Source organism: Paenibacillus sp. FSL P2-0173 (genome assembly GCF_038008045.1).
GTDB lineage: Bacteria > Bacillota > Bacilli > Paenibacillales > Paenibacillaceae > Paenibacillus > Paenibacillus polymyxa_B.
Window position 1 is genome coordinate 1102939 of the sequence record NZ_JBBOYK010000002.1, and the last position, 15885, is coordinate 1118823.

Annotated in this window: 12 protein-coding genes; 1 reads left to right on the top strand and 11 read right to left on the bottom strand. The window is 47.5% G+C overall.

Annotated features, from left to right (window positions below):
• Positions 1 to 4 precede the first annotated feature (4 nt).
• From galU to thpR, 9 genes are all read right to left on the bottom strand, one after another.
• Positions 5 to 898, bottom strand: coding sequence for a UTP--glucose-1-phosphate uridylyltransferase GalU (galU, locus tag MKX30_RS15420; RefSeq protein ID WP_013309151.1), 894 nt, complete (start codon positions 896 to 898; stop codon positions 5 to 7).
• Positions 899 to 937: 39 nt separating this feature from the next.
• On the bottom strand, positions 938 to 1576 hold the full coding sequence (locus MKX30_RS15425) for a CpsD/CapB family tyrosine-protein kinase (protein WP_341062961.1): 639 nt from the start codon (positions 1574 to 1576) through the stop codon (positions 938 to 940).
• A complete protein-coding gene (locus MKX30_RS15430) occupies positions 1560 to 2303 on the bottom strand; it encodes a YveK family protein (RefSeq protein ID WP_023987416.1) in 744 nt (247 codons plus the stop codon). The genes MKX30_RS15425 and MKX30_RS15430 overlap by 17 nt, the downstream gene beginning before the upstream one ends.
• A gap of 281 nt (positions 2304 to 2584) precedes the next feature.
• Positions 2585 to 3223 (bottom strand): response regulator, encoded by a 639-nt coding sequence (locus MKX30_RS15435; RefSeq protein ID WP_013309148.1) that lies wholly within the window; start codon positions 3221 to 3223, stop codon positions 2585 to 2587.
• A 116-nt stretch (positions 3224 to 3339) separates the two neighbouring features.
• A complete protein-coding gene (locus MKX30_RS15440) occupies positions 3340 to 4977 on the bottom strand; it encodes a sensor histidine kinase (protein ID WP_028543112.1) in 1638 nt (545 codons plus the stop codon).
• A 321-nt stretch (positions 4978 to 5298) separates the two neighbouring features.
• On the bottom strand, positions 5299 to 9897 hold the full coding sequence (gltB, locus tag MKX30_RS15445) for a glutamate synthase large subunit (protein WP_068938671.1): 4599 nt from the start codon (positions 9895 to 9897) through the stop codon (positions 5299 to 5301).
• A 463-nt stretch (positions 9898 to 10360) separates the two neighbouring features.
• Positions 10361 to 11044, bottom strand: coding sequence for a metal-dependent hydrolase (locus MKX30_RS15450; RefSeq protein WP_028543114.1), 684 nt, complete (start codon positions 11042 to 11044; stop codon positions 10361 to 10363).
• A 217-nt stretch (positions 11045 to 11261) separates the two neighbouring features.
• A complete protein-coding gene (locus tag MKX30_RS15455; protein WP_279831903.1) occupies positions 11262 to 12074 on the bottom strand; it encodes a cell wall hydrolase in 813 nt (270 codons plus the stop codon).
• A gap of 111 nt (positions 12075 to 12185) precedes the next feature.
• Complete coding sequence (gene thpR, locus MKX30_RS15460; protein ID WP_028543115.1) at positions 12186 to 12752, bottom strand: RNA 2',3'-cyclic phosphodiesterase; 567 nt, start codon at positions 12750 to 12752, stop codon at positions 12186 to 12188.
• Between the two features lie 227 nt (positions 12753 to 12979).
• Here thpR and MKX30_RS15465 point away from each other — a divergent pair, with 227 nt between their 5' ends.
• Positions 12980 to 13936, top strand: coding sequence for a D-2-hydroxyacid dehydrogenase (locus tag MKX30_RS15465; RefSeq protein ID WP_076157882.1), 957 nt, complete (start codon positions 12980 to 12982; stop codon positions 13934 to 13936).
• Between the two features lie 4 nt (positions 13937 to 13940).
• Here MKX30_RS15465 and MKX30_RS15470 read toward each other — a convergent pair whose 3' ends face one another.
• Positions 13941 to 14927, bottom strand: a complete 987-nt coding sequence (locus MKX30_RS15470; RefSeq protein ID WP_023987410.1) for a TRM11 family SAM-dependent methyltransferase — start codon at positions 14925 to 14927, stop codon at positions 13941 to 13943.
• Between the two features lie 13 nt (positions 14928 to 14940).
• Positions 14941 to 15885 carry an MsnO8 family LLM class oxidoreductase gene (locus tag MKX30_RS15475; protein WP_053324846.1) on the bottom strand — a complete coding sequence of 315 codons (945 nt, stop codon included), beginning with the start codon at positions 15883 to 15885 and terminating at the stop codon, positions 14941 to 14943.

Consider the following 15885-nt stretch of genomic DNA (forward strand, 5'->3'; position numbering starts at 1 on the left):
CCTCTCAACCTGCCGTGGTTGCTTTCTCGGTCTTTTTCAACCATTCATTCATGGCCTCCATAACCGGATACTTCAAATCATCGCTGGCAAGTGCAAATTCAAGTGTGGTTAAAATATATCCAAGACGCTCACCCACGTCATAACGAGTGCCTTCAAAATCATAGGCGTACACACGCTCACTCTGATTCAGCTTTTGGATCGCATCCGTCAACTGAATTTCGCCGCCAGCTCCTTTTTCCTGAAGATCAAGATATTTGAAAATTTTCGGCGAGAACACGTAGCGACCCATAATAGCCAAATCAGATGGCGCTGTGCCTGGAGCCGGTTTTTCTATAAAATTATTCACTCGGTACAAGCGTCCGTCCTGCTGATCCGGTTCAATGATGCCGTACCGGTTCGTAAATTCCTGCGGTACCCGCTGCACACCGATAACCGAATTTTGAGTTTCCTCATACTGATCCATCAGCTGGCGCAGGCAAGGTTTTTGACCTGTTACGATATCATCGCCCAGCAGCACACCAAACGGCTCGTCCCCGATAAAGCGTCTTGCGCACCATACCGCATGTCCAAGACCTTTGGGTTCTTTTTGGCGAATGTAGTGAATTTCCACTCCCGAAGAACGCTGTACTTCCTCCAGAAGTTTCAGCTTACCGTCCTCGAGCAGTTTGGATTCCAGCTCAAATGCGTTGTCAAAGTGGTCCTCAATGGCACGTTTGCCTTTACCCGTAACGATAATAATGTCCTCAATACCCGAAGCAATCGCTTCTTCCACGATATATTGAATCGTAGGCTTATTGATAATTGGAAGCATTTCCTTAGGCATCGCTTTTGTGGCAGGGAGGAAGCGCGTACCTAACCCTGCTGCTGGAATAATGGCCTTTTTCACTCTTTTCGTCATCGCACTCATTCTCCTTGCTTCATCGAATTTTGGTGTTGCTTACTTCACCTGATTCATCACAATTCCAACCAGCGTCGCACTGGCCTGCTCCATGAGTTGCTTTGTTTTGCGTAGATCTTCCCGTTTGGTACGACCATGTCTAGCAACGAGAATCACACCATCCGTCAAGCCTGCAATCAAGCGAGCATCCGTATAATTCAACGCCGGAGCCGAATCAAGCAAGATGATGTCATATTCACGTATGAGCTCTTCCAGCAGCTCAGCCATACGTTCGCTACCGAGCAGATCTGCTGCGTTGTACAGGGTGTCTCCACCGGGAACAACCGATAGCTCCAGCCCACCATGCCTAACGATAGACTTGGAAGAAGCCCCACCGCGCAAATAAGCCGATAGACCTGCGGTATTCTCCATTCCGAATATTTCGTGCAGCGCTGGTTTATGCAGATTGCAATCCACCAGAGCCACCTTCTTGCCTTCTTGTGCAAAGGAAACTCCGATGTTGGCGAGCAGTGTAGTTTTACCCGCTCCGCTTTCCGGCGAGGTCAACAATAGAACCGTGCCACGGTCCTTTTGCCCAATCACCTGCTGCCGGATGTATGTACGGAGGGATCGAAATGATTCCGAGATATACGATGATGGATTACTTTCTGTAATCAACATGTCATTCAATCGCAGCATATTTACGCTCCCCTACCCGTTCTTTGGAATTTCCGGCTGCTCCATCGACGTCTTTCTTGCGAATGACTGGAATCGATGCGATTACCGGAATACCGATGTCCGCGTCCGCTTCTTTCTCCGAGCGCAGCGTGCCGTTAATGCTTTCCAGGAACACAATCGTGCCCAATGCAATCATCAGCGATACGAGAAAACTAATCGCAATATTCATGAGCGGGTTCCCATTAATCGGGTCAGGATTGGCCTGAGGGTCCGCTTCATTTAAAATTTTCACATTATTCAATTCCATCAATCCCGGAACTGTCTGTACGAATTTCTGGGTTACCGCGTTTACTACCGCTGCGGCCTGTGGATAGCTCCCTGCCTCAAACGTCAAACCGATAACCTGACTTTTATCCGAGGATTTAATCTGCAGCTTCTCTGCCAACTTCTGCTGCGTCAAACCGAACTCGGGATGAGCCGCTACAACAGCGTCCATAATTTTAGGTGAAGTGAGAATTTGCTTGTAGCTTTCCACCAAATTAAGACTTGTGTTGACGTCGTTCAGATTGTTACTCCCCTGCTTGGCGGAAATATGATTAACCAGCAGTTGGCTTGAAGCGGAATAGACTGGCTTCACAACATTGTCGCTCACAAAGTATGTTGTTACACATGAGAGAATGACAAAAATTGCGATCAGCCACAATCTTCTTTTGATCAGGACTAGATAATCCAAAATGGTTTTCTCCACAAAAATCCTCCCTCCTATACAATTTCTCTTCATATTTAAGTATGACTTTATTGTAACAATTGGCTCTGTGAACGACATGGAACCGAATGGCACTTTCTCCCTCACTATGGGGGGAGGGAAATGTATACTTTCGGATACGGCATGGTATACTTTTGTACCATGCTTTGTCGATTATGGAAAAAGAAATCGAAAAAAGCCTCAAAATCACAAAGCTTGGTGATTTTGAGGCTTTTCTTTCCACTCGCATATAAAAGTGCAGCGCAGCTTATAGAGTCAGCGCATCATACCATGTTTGTTGGCTCGTACTTCGCCAGACCAATGGCATTGGCATACAATGCTGCCTGCGTACGATCCGCCAGCCGCAGCTTGGCCAAGATCTGACTGACATGCTTTTTGACTGTGAACTCACTGATAAATAACCGCGATGCAATTTCACGATTGCAGGCTCCTTGTCCCAGCTCGACCAGCACTTCCTTTTCCTTTGGCGTCAGGTCGTCCGACAGATTGCCCGCATCTTCACGCAGCTTGTTTTCGAGAATAGCCGGATCATAATATTTGCGTCCTTTGTTGACAAGATGAATCGCGTAAATTAATTCCTCAGGCAATGCTTCCTTAAGCACATAACCATCCACGGAAGCTTCCTCTGCTTTCAGAAAATCTTCACGTGTTGCGGAAGAGGTCAGCAAAATAAATTTGCTTCTGAAACCACGTCCGCGCGCTATCTTGATAATATCCAGCCCCGATTCATCAGCTAGTTTCAAATCCAGCAGCACCAGATCCGGATCTGTTTCCTCGATCACCACAAGTGCTTCCTGTTGATTCTGGGCCTCTCCCGCAAACTGAACATTGGGCTGCATGGATATAACCGCAGCGAGTCCTTTCCGTACTAAAGGATGATCATCGACAATGACAATTTTCATGATTCGGCCTCCTGTCTACAGTTCAGGATTTGCATAATCCCTATGTATCCGATTGTTACCGCAGATTTTGTATTGCAGAATGTTCACGCATTTTATTCGAGGATTTTGCAAAATCCTCATTCATAAGCATTTACCGGAATGGACAATCGGATCTGTGTTCCCTCTCCGATTCGACTTGAAATATCAAATTCGCCTCCCATCGATTGAGCTAAATATTCCATATTCATCATGCCCAGGCCCCCGCCTGCACTGACCGCCTCACCTCCTGCTACCATTCTCGCCGTCTCAAACCCTACTCCGTCGTCATGAATAGACAGTCTAATCACTTGGGGCGTCAATTTTAACTTCACATCAATTCGCTTGGCCAATCCATGACGGATTGCGTTCCCCGCCGCTTCGGAAATGATGCGGAACAAAGCTTTTTGGTACAAATACGGAAGTGAATAATGATCACCATGAATGTCAAAATCAATTTGTACATGGTTCAGCTTGGAGAGTGTATGGAGATGACTTTTCACCGTCCCTAACCAAGTTGAGCCTCCGCTTTTTTTCGAGCTTAGACTATGAATCGCCCCTTTCAGCTCTCTAACCGCTTGGTTAGCAGATTGCTGAATTAGATCAATTTGCTCCTCCACCTGCTCCTTTGGCTGATGACACCAGGTTTGCCGGAGAGAATGCGTTGCGTACACAATACCAAAAAGACTTTGAGAAACATTGTCATGCATTTCATTTGCAATTCGGTTCTGCTCATTCGTCACAATCAGCTGATTTTCAATACGCTCCAGCTCATAGCGCTCCAAGAACACAGCGCTCAGCTCAGCCAAGAATATCAGTTGTTGCACGAGCCAGCGTCTTCCTGTCAGACTTTGATCCGGGCCCAGCTTGAGGCCAATCGTCGCTACAAAACGGGTCGTCATCGGTACTGTGATCATGAGGAAATCGCCCCATTCTGGCAGATGTCTGAAAAATGGTTCACGCTCTTCCCTGAATTCCTCCCGATAATTCCCCAGCTCCTCAAATAGCTGCTCCTCCTCCTCTACCGTCCAGCCTGTCTGGCTACTTTCCGGTGCATCCTCCTCCTGACTATCCAGCCAGAAAAATGCACGGCTCTGCTTTGTTAGCTTGACAGTATAGTCTGAGATGACCTGGCCGAGATTTAAAGCCTCATTGTGGCTGGTCGTCTCCATGATGTGGTAAATCGACTTGATATGATCCATCGTCTCATTGGCTTGTTCTTTAGCCACCTTCAGTTCGTCCTTCATGACGCCGATAACCTGCATTGCCATCGTAGTTACGATCAGTACCAGAAACAAATTGATATTCTGCAATATAAGATCCCACAAAAAATATTGACCTGGTGTAAAAAAGATATAACAAAATGTAAGCACCAAGCCGATATAAGAAAGGAGGAGTGTCCAACTGTATCTCATAGACAGATGAGCACAAGCCACCAGCATGGGGGTAATCACATACCATTTGAACGGGCTATCCATCCCTCCGGTTGGGAATAACAACAAAATGATCCCTGCTGTTTCTAGTGCAATGCTGCATTTCAATACCATATCATGAAGTCTGTATTTACGGTAAATCCAAGTAAATGCTGTAACGGATAAAAATAGAAAACCAATCAGTAATAGCTTCTGCCACACGATTAACCTAGATGATTCGAACAGAAAAACAAGTGACGTTAGAGATAGTGATACATAACGGTATAAAAAAATCATTTTGTCTTCTGCTGACTTCCTCAACTTCATCCTGTCACCCTATTCTGTGTTTTGAAGGGACGATGGGCATATTAGGTTTGTTTGTGTACTCTAAAAAAATCATAACCAATCCAAAAATAAATAACAAGACATAAACTCTTACGTAAACGGTTACATTCCAAAAAATTTGGTACTTTTTATAACATATTTACCGTTTCAGGAAAACATTTTGGGGGTAATGTCAGAATTTATGACGTTTGTCAAGGAAATGAATCACATTTTTAGCAACCTAAAAAAGACTTGCTGGTACCACCGTGATTATAACAGCGGTATTCAGCGAGTCCTTTTTTAGTAAATTTGGTAGTCTACATTTTAGCCCCCGGCACGCGCCAATTCACGCATATTGGCTTCAAATGCTGCCAACAGAGCTTCATCTCCGCTCAAACCAGTTGCCTCTTCTTTTTGGATCTGTTCAACCATACGCTTGTAATCCTTTGGAATCACCCGTACAAACTGCTGAATCGCAGTCTGCCAATCATCCAAAATACGTTGTCCCGCTTCACTACCCGTGTAAGTGACATGGCGTTGAATCAAGCCGCGCAAATCCGCTGCTTCTGCAGGTTCTTCCACACCTTCCAGCAACACCATTTCCAGATTACAACGGCTCAGGAACGTCCCCTCAGGGTCATAGACATATGCAATACCTCCGGACATTCCGGCTCCAAAATTCCGTCCGGTTCCACCCAATACCGCTACACGTCCGCCCGTCATATATTCGCAACCATGATCCCCAACGCCCTCAACTACAATACGTGCGCCGGAGTTCCGAACGGCAAAGCGCTCGCCTGCGATTCCGCTAATGTAAGCTTCACCGCTGGTCGCTCCATACAAGGCTGTATTTCCGATAATAATGTTCTCTTCTGCCTTAAAGGTTGCTTTGTGAGACTTTTTCACTATAACCTTACCGCCAGATAGCCCTTTACCGACATAGTCATTGCTATCGCCTTCCACGCTCAGCGTGATGCCTTTCGGAATAAATGCCCCGAAGCTCTGACCTGCCGATCCAATAAAGTTAAAGCGAATCGTATCCTCTGGCAGACCCGCCGCTCCATACTTACGGGTGACCTCGCTGCCCAGAATCGTTCCTACCGCCCGATTTACGTTTGTAATAGGTAAGGTACCCTCAACAGGCGTTCCGTTCTCCAGCGCTTCCGCAGCCATCGGTACGAGCTGCTGCATGTCGAGTGTTTCTTCCAGACCGTGATTTTGGCGTTGTACGCGGTAACGTACACTACCTTCTTCCAACTCAGGAACATGCAACAGCAAGCTCAGGTCTACGCCCTTCTTCTTCCAATGCGAATCGGCGTTCACGGTATCCAGACAATCCGTACGTCCAATCATTTCCTGAATTGTACGGAAGCCCAATTCCGCCATAATTTCACGGACATCTTCTGCGATGAAACGCATAAAATTCACCACATGGGCAGGATCGCCCATATAATTTTTGCGCAGCTCCGGATTCTGCGTAGCCACACCAACCGGACATGTATCCATTTGGCATACCCGCATCATAATACAGCCCAACGCCACGAGCGGCGCTGTAGAGAAGCCGTATTCTTCCGCGCCCAACAGGGCAGCTACTACCAAATCGCGGCCAGACAGCATCTTGCCGTCTGTCTCCAATACCACGCGGTCGCGCAGGTTGTTCAACATCAGCGTCTGATGCGTCTCCGCCAGACCCAGCTCCCAAGGCATACCTGCATGGCGAATGGAGCCTTGCGGGGAAGCGCCTGTACCACCGTCGTAACCGCTGACCAGAATAATGTCAGCACGGCCTTTTGCTACCCCTGTAGCAATCGTGCCTACGCCTACTTCTGACACCAGTTTCACGTTAATGTCAGCACGCGGATTGGCGTTTTTGAGATCATAGATGAGCTCTGCCAAATCCTCGATAGAATAAATATCGTGATGCGGCGGTGGTGAAATCAAACCTACTCCTGGCGTAGAACCACGTACCTCAGCAACCCAAGGGTATACCTTACGTCCTGGCAGTTGTCCACCTTCACCCGGCTTCGCGCCTTGCGCCATTTTGATCTGAATTTCGTCGGCATTCACCAAGTAATTCGATGTTACACCGAATCGGCCTGACGCTACCTGCTTAATCGAACTGCGACGAGAATCGCCATTGGCATCCGGAATGAAACGTGCAGGGTTCTCCCCACCTTCACCCGTATTGCTCTTGCCACCGATCCGATTCATCGCAATCGCCATATCTTCATGCGCTTCCTGACTGATCGAGCCAAAGGACATGGCTCCTGTCTTGAAGCGACGCATAATGGATGCAGCGGATTCCACTTCTTCCAGCGGCACAGGCTCACCCGTAGGCTTCAACTGAAGCATCGAGCGGATCGTTAAATGCTGTTCCGTTTCGCCCTGCACCAGCTTGGCGTATTTCTTGTATAACTTGTAGTCTCCAGAGCGAACCGACTGCTGGAGCAAATGCACCGTTTGCGGGTTAAACAAATGCTCTTCCCCGTCGTTACGCCATTGATAGTCGCCGCCCGAATCCAGCACTTTGTCGTTGCCGTCCTTGTCGGTGAAAGCACGGTTATGATGAACGAGCGCTTCCGTAGTCACTTCCTCCAGACCGATACCGCCAATGCGGGAAGGTGTCCAGGTGAAATAACGGTCAACAAAATCCTGTTTCAGACCTACAGCCTCAAAAATTTGTGCTCCACGGTACGACTGAATCGTGGAAATACCCATTTTGGACAATATTTTAACGACACCCTTTGTTGCCGCTTTAATATAATTTTTAACTGCCTTTTCGTGCGAGATGCCGCGCAGCAAGCCCTGCTGAATCATGACATCCAGCGTTTCAAAAGCCAGATAAGGATTAACCGCGCTCACACCGTATCCAAGCAGCACCGCATAATGGTGAATATCCCTTGGCTCCCCGGACTCCAGCAAAATGCTCACACGTGTACGTGTACCCTGCTTAATCAGATGGTGATGCAGGCTGGAAACAGCTAGCAACGCCGGAATGGCCGCATTTTCCGCATCCACTCCACGGTCGGACAAAATCAGGATGTTATGACCTTTGTCAATGACACGGTCAGCCGCCTCAAACAATCCTTCCAGCGCCTTGCGTAAGCCCTCAGCACCTTCCTTCGCTTCAAAGAAGATCGGAATTGTCATTGATTTGAAGCCCGGACGGTGTACGTGGCGAATTTTGGCAAACTCCTCATTCGACAACACCGGCGAATCCAAACGAATCTGACGACAGCTTTCCGGTTCTGGATGCAGTAAATTGCGCTCTGGCCCAATTGTAGTTGCGGTTGACGTTACAATCTCTTCACGAATGGCGTCAATCGGCGGGTTCGTGACTTGAGCAAACATTTGTTTAAAGTAATTGTACAAACGTTGCGGACGATCAGACAGCACCGCCAATGGTGCGTCGTACCCCATTGAGCCAATCGGTTCCGCACCTGTAAGTGCCATCGGCTCCAGAATTTTGCGCAGTTCTTCAAACGTATATCCAAAAGCGAGCTGAAGCTGATTTACATTTTCATGTTTAGGCTCCGGCTGTTCTAGTGCTTCTGGCAGCTCATCCAGATCAACCAAGTGCTCATCCAGCCATTGCTGATAAGGTTCCTCGGAAGCGATACGTTCCTTTAACTCTTCGTCAGAAACGATACGGCCTTCTTGGGTATCAACCAACAGCATACGACCCGGACGGAGACGATCCTTATAGAGCACATTTTCAGGAGCAATATCCAATACACCCGCCTCTGAAGACAGTGCGATCAGATCGTCCTTGGTCACATAATAACGTGCAGGACGCAGACCGTTGCGGTCGAGAATTGCCCCAATCTGGATACCGTCTGTAAACGCCATTGCAGCAGGTCCGTCCCACGGTTCCATCATGGTGCTGTGATATTCATAAAATGCTCGCTTCTTCGGGTCCATGGTTTCATGCTTGTTCCAAGGCTCCGGCACCATCATCATGGCTACATGAGGAAGGGAACGTCCGCTCAGATACAGAAACTCCAGCGTATTATCAAACATGGCTGTATCGGAGCCATCTGGGTTAATGACTGGTTTTACCTTCTTGATATCTCCACCAAACGCTTCGCTTTCAAACTGCGCCTGGCGAGCATGCATCCAGTTCACGTTGCCGCGCATAGTATTGATTTCACCGTTGTGAATCATAAAACGATAAGGATGCGCACGGTCCCAGCTCGGGAACGTATTCGTGCTAAAACGGGAATGGACCAGCGCGATCGCCGATGTCACCCGCTCATCCTGCAAATCCAGATAAAATTTGCCTACCTGCTCGGTTGTCAGCATTCCTTTGTATACAACCTTGCGACATGACAAACTTGGAATATAGAACGACTCACCGTTCTCATCCTCTTGGTTATAGCGAATAGCAAGCTCTGCACGTTTGCGAATGACATACAGTTTCCGTTCGAAGTCCAGCTCTTCCTTTAGATCGCTACTGCGACCGATGAATACCTGACGCACGCCCGGTTTAGCTGCTTTTGCCGATTTCCCCAGCATTTCGTCATAAGTTGGAACATCGCGAAAACCCAAACAATTTTGACCTTCGTCCACGATAATATCTCTTAGCTTCTGCTCATGTACCTCACGAACTTTGGGATCATTGGATACAAAAAGCATACCAACGCCATAATGTCCGGCCTTTGGCAATTTGAAACCCAATCGCTCCGCTTCCTCTTGAAAAAACAGATGAGGGACCTGAATCATAATCCCTGCTCCGTCACCGGAGTTTGGTTCACTTCCCTGACCGCCCCGATGCTCCATATTCACGAGCATGGTCAAAGCCTGACTTACAATATCGTGCGATGGTTTTCCCTTGATGTGGGCAACAAAGCCCATGCCGCAGGCGTCTTTTTCGAATTGGGGATCATATAGTCCCTGTTTGGGTGGTAAACCTGTCTGTCTCATGGAACGCAACCTTTCTGTTATAAAGTCATGCTGGCCTGAAATACAGGCGGCCGAATAGAAGACAGTGGCAACAAGAGGTAACTCAAAGAACAACTACGAGGAATGGGGGACAAAACATGTGACGTATTCAAGGCGGTACGGTCCGCTGAATGCGTATGTTTTTCAATAATTATGCAATGGCTTGACTTGAAAAATACGTCGATTCCACTGATGAATCTAATTAGTTCTATCATTTTATCATTGACCTATCATGTTAGCAATTCAAAGTTTTTATGATTGTGATAATAAATCTTTTACATTACAGCTTCAACGTATCAATGCAAAAATATCTCATTTTTATGTATAAATATTCACTTTTAAAAAACAGCCTTACCTATTCCTCTAAGGAACAGAAAAGGCTGACAAAGGAGATTTGATGAGTTTATAGACCATCAAGTGTATTCCCGCAAATCAGATATCCGTATTAAAATTCGAGACTTTCGCCGGGCTTCAATGCTTTCCCTTCAATGCCTTCTTTGTGTAGACGATCACAGAAGCCGTCTCCGTCCTGCTCAATACCCGGGAACGTATTGTAATGCACCGGTATTACGCGGCTTGCACGCAGCCATTTTGCTGCCAGCAGTGCATCCTCCGGTCCCATCGTATAACCATCTCCGATCGGCAATACCGCAGCATCGATGGAGTTAGTTTCCCCAATGAGACGCATGTCGCCAAACAGGCCAGTATCCCCTGCATGGAAAAAGGTTTGGCCTCCCATGGTCAATAAAATCCCCGCAGGCTCTCCCATGTAAATGGTTTGTCCGTCCACCGTCAAAGATGAGCTGTGGAATGCAAGTGTGAATTTCACATGGAAACCGTCAAAGTGGTGACCCCCACCCAGATTCATACCGTGAGCTTTGGCTCCCAAGGATGAACAATATTCAGCCAGTTCCGCGACCGCGATTACTGGACAATCATTGCGCTTGGCAATTTCAACAGCATCTCCAAAATGATCAGCATGACCGTGTGTCAACAACACGGCATCCACCTGAATATCCTCAGCTTTTACGGTTGCCTTAGGATTTCCCGTCAAAAAAGGATCAATAATAATCCGTTTCCCCTCTGCCTCTACCAGTACAACTGAATGTCCATAATATGTGATTTTCATATCATCTACGCCTCCTTTGTCACTTTCATTATTTTGGTTACTTTCCTTTACCTATTATACCTCTTTTGCATACTGGCTTCACCTGTACCACAAAATCCGTTCACAAAGCTGAACCCTATTGTTTAGAAAGGGCTGTTATTTGTAGAAGGCTGCCAACTAAACCGTTTCAATCTATACATTACTGATTTGAAACGCTCAGGGGTTTTATGCCAAATGCTCATTTATAAAAGGTATGATGACCGATAGTTTTCACCTTGGTACGCGAATGATGAACCGTAAGGTCCTGGGCTAACGTAAGCGACAGGAAAAAACAGGTGTTATCAGGCACGGCTTTATGGCCGTTCAAAGCAGCAGTAACCGCACGGATGCTGTCCTGGTTGGGCTGAACACGACGAAGACGCCCGTTCGCGACCGGACTAAATTGCGCTTTTTGATAAATCACTGCCTGAATCGTATCGGGAAATGGGGCTGACCGCAGCCGGTTTAAGACAACGTTGGCAACTGCCACTTTGCCTTCGTACGGTTCGCCTTCTGCTTCTGCCATCACTATTTTTTGCAGCAGGAGCAGTTCTTTAGCGGAGACAGGATAGCTCCAGGTAGACAACGCCTTGTCATCCTGAGTGAGCATTTTTGTCTTCGTAAAGTAGATGGTTGTAGGAGGGGGTAGGATTGCGGACTTGCTATGCTGGACCTCAAGCTTTTTCTTGCCTGTAGCAACGTTATTCCGAGCTTGTTCCGCCTGCTTCATCTGGGAAGCGGGTAACGGTGTCGGCATGATTTCTTTCCAGCTTGGCTGCCCATGAGCAGCGACAAAGATGGGGCTTGTCCTGTTTGACCCGTTATGGGTCCCCATCCTGTCGCCATATGAAGGAGCCGAAGAGTTCCCTGACCAGCTCAGAGATTGCATAGGTGTATTTTTATGATTTTTCTGTGTTTGCTGAACCTCAGCGTAGAGGCCTATCCCCAATATACAAACAAGCAGCACACTCAAAAGAGGTGCAAACCAACGATGTTCTTTAACGATTTCCATAATGTTCCTCCCGTTAACTTTAAGCACATTCCTCAGATATGTAACCCAAAATGCGCCTTTTGAATAACGCTGAAACACTATATCACTAAATTCGCTGATAGATCAAGGCTTTCACCTCATTAATGGGAATGTTTGAATTATTTGGTACATTGGTTTTTGACCCATTCGGGTTGCATATAAAACAAATTCTCCCACTTCCCACGGCTCGCTGCATCGGTCATTTGACTGCCAAATAGACGGTGGAATAGGCTTTTCTCCTGTGTACGAACGTGCTAGGGTGATATGAGGTCGATAAGGTCGTTCCTCGGGTTTAAAACCCAGCGGTTCCGTAGCCTGGAGTATGGACTGGTACAGTTGATCCAGTGACTCACGCTGCCCGGTCACTCCCCTCCACAGTACACGCGGAAATTCTTCACGGCCAAAAAAACCTGCTTCTCCAATGCCGAGTGTGAACGGGCCATGCTCAGCTGCAGCTTGAACTAAAACCTGCTCAAGTTTCGGTATAACCGAGGTCTCCACATCACCCAAAAACTGAAGTGTCACGTGGTAATCTCTGAAATCACTCCATTTGCGAAAAGTCAGGTCTTTTAAATCCTGCTCCACCCAATCATGTAATTTCTTCTTATGCTCATTTGGGAGAGCAATAGCTGTAAAAAGTCTTTGCGATTCATTTTTCATCAATCTATACCTCCTTTCCTAATAGATATTTGTGGATATCTCAAAAAGTAGCTGTTTGGATTGTCCCTAATCAGGGTAAAGCCATTTGTTGTTATATATAGTGACACCGCGAGCTCGTTTTTACCCTAATTATGCAATTTTTTCGGCAATCTGTTATTCTTGAAAGGATGGTTCGCCAGAATATATTGGAAACTCCAAGGAATCAAAAATCGAGGAGGTTATGAACTATGGGAAACATTTTAAGCTTACATCAACTTACGGAAGAGCAAAAAAAACAAGTTCGTGCAACAGCTCCGGGCTACGAGTTGATTATTGGCAAAGCTCAAGAATTGGAGTCTAAACAAATCCGGGAGGCCGAGGTTATTCTAGGCTGGTCAAAGCATATTGCCGAAGAGGCGTTACACCCAGACAGCAAACTGAAGTGGATACAAACCTGGTCGGCTGGGATTGATAAGCTACCGCTTACCGAATTGGAGAAGCGTAACATTTTACTAACGAATACAAGTGGTGTGCATGCAATTCCAATTACAGAGCAGATTTTTGGAATGCTGCTATCGCATACACGTTATTTACAGCAAGCAGCTCTCTTGCAACGTCAGAAAACATGGCAGCCACCGAAAGGCCAACTGACGGAATTACGTGGCAAAACGCTGTTGATTACAGGCGTTGGCGAAATCGGCCGCGAAACAGCGCGAATTGCAGAAGCCTTTGGCATGCGGGTGATTGGCGTCCGACGTTCCGGCAAGGAAGCTCCCCATGTAGAGCACATGTATACTAACGAACAACTACACGAAGCATTGGGAGCAGCGGATATCGTGGTAAATATATTACCATTCACCAAGGAAACCCATCACTTCTTTGACGAAAAAGCATTTGCAGCTATGCGTAAGGGAGCCTTCTTCATTAATGTAGGCCGCGGTGGCACCGTTCATACGGATGCACTTGTACGCTCTTTGGAGCAAAAGCATATTGCCTTTGCCGGACTGGATGTATTCGAGGAAGAACCGCTACCTGCTTCACATCCGCTATGGAGTCTGGACCATGTCTTGATCACACCGCATATTGCAGGCGATACGGACCGATATGCCGAACGGGCGGTAGATATTTTTCTTACTAATTTGAATGCCTATGCCGCTGATCAGGAACTGCCGCTGAATGTGGTTAACTACAAAACTCAGTATTAACACACTACTTACAGATCCAGATTTCCCGACTCATACCTGTCTTATGTATGCGGCATTGCTCCGTAAGGGTCCAACCTGAGTCGGATAACAATGTTTCCATCGGCTCCGTGCTCACGACCACTGCCCGCGCGGCCAAGCGTCTCAGACTGCGCAGCATCTTCTTTTGTTCATCAGCCGGGAGCACGGAGCACAGGTTATAGGGCATATCCAATATGGCCGCATCGTATGTGCCTTCGAGCATATTCATATCCCCCAGCTTCACTAGATCTTCTTCATATCCAAAATGACGCAAATTCACTCGTGCCCCACGCACCGCCAACGGGTTGATATCACAACCGCGAATATCCTTTCCCATACTCAATGCCTCAATCATTACATTGCCCATACCACAACACGGGTCTAGCAGTTTCAATGAGCCTGGCTCTCCCTTTGCTGCTGTTAGATCAGTTGCTGCCAAATTCACAAGTGCCCTAGCTACCAGAACGGGTAGTCCAGTAGAATAATTTTGCGGCTTCTGACGACGCTCCTGCCACGATCTGTCGCTATACTGACACGTGCCCAGTAGCCACCGTTCTCCTATCCGAATAACACCAAGGGTGATATCCGGTGTCTTCATTTGCGCCTGCCCATGAATGCGTGCACCCATTCGGCGTTCGATCCCGCGCCGCTCGTCATAGTCAGCCTCATGGTCACCTTCTTTAAGGCACAACACCTTGAAAGTCTTTCCTTCCTCAAGTTGTAACATAGAAGCTGCTTCGCATAGCTCTTCCAGCGTTCCCGCATCTGTCATTACATCCAGCCTAAGATGAATAAACGGGCTCGTCCCCGGCTCCAGACGCCGATGGGACAATAGGATGGAGTCCTGCACGGGCGGCTGACCGAACAAGCATTTTAATTCCAAAAAACACAACTCACGCTCTGTTTCATGACACGCATAGGTATATATGTAGCTTGGTTTCATTTCTTCGATATTCGTTTTCTGTTTATTCATGTCATATCTCTTTTCATTTGGAATCAAGGTTAGAATTTACAGCCTCCGCTATTAGACGGTAGGAGTGAAGCCGCTGCTCATAATCGGGAATCGGTGTGACCAACAGAAACTCATCATTATCATATTTAATCTGCAAGCCGCGTAACCGTTCGGCAATATCCGACGGCGTTCCCACCAGCCAGCTGGCTCGCATTGCCGGGTCGCCCAATGAAATCTGACCAGCCCATTGCTGCGCCAGTTCATTCGTCAAGGCACATACTGCTCCTACAGCAACCATGGTACGTGGCTTGTCCATCCGGTTGGATGGCTGAAAGCTGGAGCGGTAAATGCTTAGCATTTCTTCCGTTTGCTGTTCACTCATAAACTGACCGAATACATAGCCTGTTGAATACTGGGCGGCATATTCGGCACTTTTTCGGTTTGTACCCAGCATCCACACTGCTGGCGGCTGTTCAGGCATCGGCCGGGCAAACACAGGCACCTGTTCATATTCGTATGTACCTTCCAGCAAAGCCAATAGAGCTTCCATCGTCTGTGGCAGCTCCGTCACATGTTGAAGAAAATTACCGCTCAGTGCCATTGAAGCATGAGGTCCACCACCAGGTGCTCTCCCCAGGCCCAATTCGACTCTGCCAGGATATAGAGCAGCCAGCAAATGAAACCATTCCGCGACCTTGACTGGACTATAATGCGGGAGCAAAATAGCACCCGCACCCAGTTTGATTGTCTTCGTCACCGCCCCGATATGAGACAGCAGCACTTCCGGGCTGGAGGAAGCCAGCCCCTCCATATCATGGTGCTCCGAGGTCCAGTAGCGTGTATATCCCCATGCTTCTGCCTGTCTTGCTAGTTCACCAGCTCGTTGAACCGCCTGCTCCGGACGGTTACTGGGCAGCAACGGCACCATATCGAGCACACCGAGATTCAACCTTTTTATAGATAAAGACTGAGATTGCAT